Origin of the sequence: Bacteroides sp. AM54-2NS (genome assembly GCF_003602935.1) — a bacterium.
GTDB lineage: Bacteria > Bacteroidota > Bacteroidia > Bacteroidales > Bacteroidaceae > Bacteroides > Bacteroides xylanisolvens.
The window spans coordinates 1-5,112 of record NZ_QTMZ01000098.1 but is presented as its reverse complement, the minus strand read 5'-3'; the positions used below and the strand labels follow the sequence as shown (position 1 = coordinate 5,112).

At 34.1% G+C, this 5,112-nt stretch carries 6 protein-coding genes; all 6 read right to left on the bottom strand.

The features are described from left to right. Window positions 1-44: 44 nt before the first annotated feature. Window positions 45-1,115, bottom strand: coding sequence for a penicillin-binding transpeptidase domain-containing protein (locus DXA05_RS25640; RefSeq protein ID WP_165861569.1), 1,071 nt, complete (start codon window positions 1,113-1,115; stop codon window positions 45-47). Between the two features lie 21 nt (window positions 1,116-1,136). Next, window positions 1,137-1,481: a hypothetical protein gene (locus DXA05_RS25635; protein WP_128859771.1), complete on the bottom strand. Its 345-nt coding sequence runs from the start codon at window positions 1,479-1,481 to the stop codon at window positions 1,137-1,139. 89 nt (window positions 1,482-1,570) lie between these two features. Then, window positions 1,571-1,924, bottom strand: coding sequence for a hypothetical protein (locus tag DXA05_RS25630; protein ID WP_005679027.1), 354 nt, complete (start codon window positions 1,922-1,924; stop codon window positions 1,571-1,573). A gap of 605 nt (window positions 1,925-2,529) precedes the next feature. Continuing rightward, window positions 2,530-3,117: a tyrosine-type recombinase/integrase gene (locus tag DXA05_RS25620; RefSeq protein ID WP_128859770.1), complete on the bottom strand. Its 588-nt coding sequence runs from the start codon at window positions 3,115-3,117 to the stop codon at window positions 2,530-2,532. A gap of 154 nt (window positions 3,118-3,271) precedes the next feature. Further along, window positions 3,272-3,544 carry a hypothetical protein gene (locus DXA05_RS25615; protein WP_004321010.1) on the bottom strand — a complete coding sequence of 91 codons (273 nt, stop codon included), beginning with the start codon at window positions 3,542-3,544 and terminating at the stop codon, window positions 3,272-3,274. Between the two features lie 298 nt (window positions 3,545-3,842). Next, window positions 3,843-4,289 (bottom strand): JAB domain-containing protein, encoded by a 447-nt coding sequence (locus DXA05_RS25610; RefSeq protein ID WP_008649616.1) that lies wholly within the window; start codon window positions 4,287-4,289, stop codon window positions 3,843-3,845. Window positions 4,290-5,112 lie beyond the last annotated feature (823 nt).

Genomic DNA, 5,112 nt, shown 5'->3' with positions numbered 1-5,112 from the left:
TGACTAAGAAAGGTTGAATATTATATTAACAGCATGAGTATGATTCAATAAGGAAATAGTAATCCAACTATCTTCTTAAATACATCACCTGCCATTAGTTCACCACTTGCAGGTAATCCAGCCTTATTAATAGATACAATGATACTATACTTGGGATTATCAGTAGGAAAGTAACCACAGAACTCTACCGCATACATATCCTTAGTACTATCCTCATTAGTAGATAATGAACTAGTTCCCTGCATACCTGCAACTACTACCTTATCAGACTTGGCAGGTTGACCTAATCCGTCAGTAATATTAAATACTAGAGCTTTCTTCAAACTATCAATACTAGCCCTACTTGCTATTTGGGGATTAATAACTACTACACTATCCTTATATAGTTGAGGCTGTATCATCTTCCCATTGTTAGCAATAGCATTATAGAAGGTTAGTATTTGGATTGGCGATATTTGTTGATTATATCCAATACTTGACCATGCAAAATCACTCTTAGCCCAATTGTTATCTTTAGGAGTTACAATGTGTGCAGGCTTTAGATTGGCTATTCCTGTGATACTATCTGGCTTACCATAGCTCATATTAGCTAATAAATTAAAGTATGCTTGGGGATTATTACCAAATGCTTTCTCCATTGTCTTATAAATGGCAATATTGGAACTAGCTGCCAATCCTTCTTGTACTGTAAGCTCACCATATCCACCTCTATGCCAATTATGGTCTTTAAGCTCTCTGCCATGAACTTGATAGATACCATTTCCAGTATCAACCTTATCACTCAACTTCACCTTACCAGTTTCTAAAGCTACCAATAGCGATATTGGGTGCATCAGACCAGTAGACTGCCATACAGAGAAGTTCTCACATGATTGGTAGTTCGTACTGTCTTTCTTAGTAAGTCCAACCAGAGCTTTTATTTGCCCTGATTGAACTTCCATTACTATAGCCTGCCCAGATAAAGCATCGAGTTCAGATAGTTTATTCTCCAGTAGAGAAGTTACATTTACTTGTAATATACTATCTATTGTGGAGATATTCTCTGTAACTTGTTGCCTAGATTGGCAGGAAACTAATAAGAACAATATTATTAACGCTATAAATTCGTTCTTCATTACCTTAGAGTAGTTTCTGTATTAGTTGTTCCATTCTTTACATACAGAGCAATTAGGGTCATGAATATTCTTTCCGTCTTTTAGTATAAATTGATGTTCATAGTACCCTTCTTTCTCTAGTTGTTTACACTTCTTACAGGTAGGATGATGCATTCCTTCTCCGCTTTGTGGTGTCCCATCTCTATTGTAAAACATTATATATTCATGTCCATCCGGTTTCGTAACTTTCTTACTACCTGCCAGTTTCTCATCATTTGGATAGAATACACCGTCCCTATAAGTACCACCCTTTCCTTTACAACTGAATAATGTAATTAGTGCAAATATTACACAGATGTACAATATGTTTACATTTGGTTTCTTCATTGTAAATTCCTCCTTAGCTGATTAATATATAGTTAACCCCTTTGGGATATTAAATAATAATTGTCAATAAATAACTGCGATATTTATGATTAGAATATAATTGTCACAGGCTTATTATTGATTTTAGTATTGCCGTAATATTTCTTCTTAGGATAGTCCTTTAACAGATAATTCTTTGTTTCCTTAGGAATATTGGGATTAGCTATGTCGTCTTCAATCTTACGCATAGGTACATATATACTCATCCATTTGTCTTTATTGAGTATAGCATAATCATCATACAGAGCTATGGCGGTAATTTTACCATTATCTTGTACTTTAATCTTAATAATTACACTGGTATTACTAAAACCTCTAGCTTCTCCATTTACATTTCTAATCTCATCTGCATATATGATACTTGAAATTAGAATCATCACATACAATAGAATTACTTTCTTCATATCATTAATAGATGCCCTTTTGTTCCTTAACAGGCTTTTAGTTATTAATTATAGTGTGAGGAACACAACATAGAGTTGCACACTTCTTTAATAAAGAACTGTTGAGTAGTAAAATAGACTGTCTGTTTCTTATATACCTGTATTTATGCCAACCTGTTCCCTATAGTTGGCTATTACATATAGAAAGGTGTGGGAACACTATTTGCTTTATCCTTGTAACGGGCTCTCGCATTGCCTTTGCTGTGGATAAAACAATAGCAACCCACACCAAGCGGCATATAGAAACTTTACAAACGTAAGGTAAGTATATATCCAAAGTGCGGGTGCTATTGCTATCATCTTCACAGCGTTTCAAATTTGCGAGATTTGTTACAAGAAGATAATTTCAATAACACCTTTCGTTAATATGTCCTTCCAACAACTTAACTCTCTAAGTTCTTGGAATTGGTACAAAGATAATGAAAGGTATTTTATTTTGCAATTAAATGTATCTGTTAAAATGAGAGTTGAAAGCTATTTCTACTCTGAATATCCATAAATTGAGACAGAACTATTCAGAGCATAAATAAGTAAACTCCGATTCATTCTGTCTCAAATCTCAATTATCAGAAGCTAAGACAGTCATAAGTATTTAATAATTCCTCTTGCCTTAATCCCAAGTATCTCTTAGTAATTGATACACTGGAATGATTGAATAGCTCCATTAGCTTGACAAGTGCAAGCTCTGAATTATCATTATTCATGTTGTAAACCTGTCTGCCAAAGGTCTTCCTAAGAGAATGGCAACTGAAATTGCCTATATGTAACCTGTACTTCTTCTTAATCTCCTTCAACATGACATTGATTCTCTGAACTGTGTACACTGTCCCCTTCTGACTTATCAATACAGGTGCATTTATGCCAACTGGATTTATATGCTCATAACAATCTCTGATATGTTGCTGTAGCTGCATATTAATCCTGATTGTCCTTTGCTTCCCTGTCTTAATTTCTATAATGGTAAATTCTTCTGCATCTAATATCTGATTCCACCTTAAAGCAAGAATATCAGAAATTCTTAGACCTGTGAAGCAACCCAAAGCGATAAGAAGTGACATCTTATAATTACTATCCCTTGCCAACTTTCTTACTAAGTTCATTGCTTCGCTCCATTGCAGATAATCTGCTGTTGTACTTGAATATTTAAGTGACATAACGTTCTGTTTTATAGTGAAACTAATATAAGTGAATATTAATTTTGAGTTGGAATATCTAACCTACTGATTATTAGCTAAACATTCACTAATTAACAAAGTGAATATTATAAAGCAAGGACACTAAGCAAATAATGTCCTTACTTCATTCAACCTATATAAAAGGTAGGTGAGCTTCATCCAACACGCCACTGTCAACTATCCGTTTGCAAAGTTCGTGTGATGCCTGATTCCTAAGGTCTGTACCATAGTCCTTACTACCAACCATGCGAATAATCTCCACTATGGTTTTTATTAATTCCTGCTGTAGTGTACGGTGGTAACACTTTGTACTTTCAGCAAACCTTTTAGGATTCCAACTATAATCGTTCAAGGCTCTTTCAAGTTCTTGCGCTGCCTTGTATTCGCGACTGCCTTCTATTACCATATTCTATAATATTTAAGAGGTTTATAAATAGAAAGAGTACCTATATATAGTATATAGATACCCTTATTAGTTCTTCATGTACTACTTCATTGTAATAATCTTGTATATAGTCCAAATAATCATCAAGAAGAATACAACAGGTGAAATTGCACACGCAATAAAGAAAACTATAATCCAGAATGTAACGATTAATAATGCTTGTAACATAATCTTTGATTAAATTGATAACATAAAAGAATGTGTCCAAACCACCTTTGCAGATTAATTTGAACACATTCCCAATTTGAACACAAACAAGTTAAAGCGTACCTTCATCGCTAAAGCTATAATAGCTTTCACTTGTCATAATGATATGGTCTAGTACATTAATTCTCATTAGTTTGGCAGCTTCCTTAATACATCTCGTTAACTCAATATCCAGTGTGCTTGGCTTTAAATTCCCGCTTGGGTGATTGTGTGCCAAGATTAAAGATACAGAATTAGTTAGTAGGGCAGCCTGCAATATCATTCTGACATCTACGCTTGTCTCTGTTATCCCACCTTCGGATATTTGTGTATATCCCAAGACCTGGTTGGCTTGATTCAAGAATAATACTTTAAAGTACTCCTTGTAATCTATAGTCCCTTCTTTGAAGGTAGGCAGCAGAATCTGGAAAGCGTCAGCAGCACTGTAAACCTTGCTTCTGTTTCTGGTAGTTGGCTTATATGTAAGCTCTACTTCTCCAACTTTATAATCTAAATTCATAACGTCAATTATTAATGTGATTGTCTTGTTAATAACTGCTATCCTTTGAACAAGGCATATATTAGCAATAAGATATAGCCCGCTATTAATAAAGGAAAGGATAACATTGCCACAATCATTGTAGCAATGACAACTAACAGATAGAATAAACTTCTCATAAAATCCTGTTAATTTGAAATTCCCCTATCTGAAAGCTAAGCAAGCCACAATCAATATTAATAATCCAATAAAGAATTGCGGCATTAGAATTAACGGCACAATTAGTATTGTACCAATCGTACATAACATCTTTAAATCTTCCATACATATTGTTTTAGATTAGTAATCAGTGAATAAAGCAGTAAATAGACGGCTTGGTATGAAGAACCTCCCTTATCACCTGTCTTTGTGTCTGTCAATACAGAATCATATATTAATAATAGATGAGGCTGATATTCCAGAGATTCAGAAAGCTTGTGAGTTGGAAAGCGATTCACGCAAAACTATTTACTTCTCCAATAATGGGTGAGGGGGTGTAGAGTAGTTACACCGCTATAGAGTGCATAATATATACCTTATGCTCACTGCCTGACTAATAATTTTACTTTATCAAAGCATAAAGTTTAAATAGAAACACGACCTAAATCTAAAGGGGCGGGGGTATGATTTTAGATACTACCAAATTTGAGTTGGGGTATATAATATAAATAAATCTCATTAAAAGGTAGTACACTTATATATCTATATATTGTCAGATTCAAATAGATTGCCTACATTTGCATAAACTCATAATTATATGAATTATGGAATATATTAATGAATTTCACAAGCAATGGATAGAGCG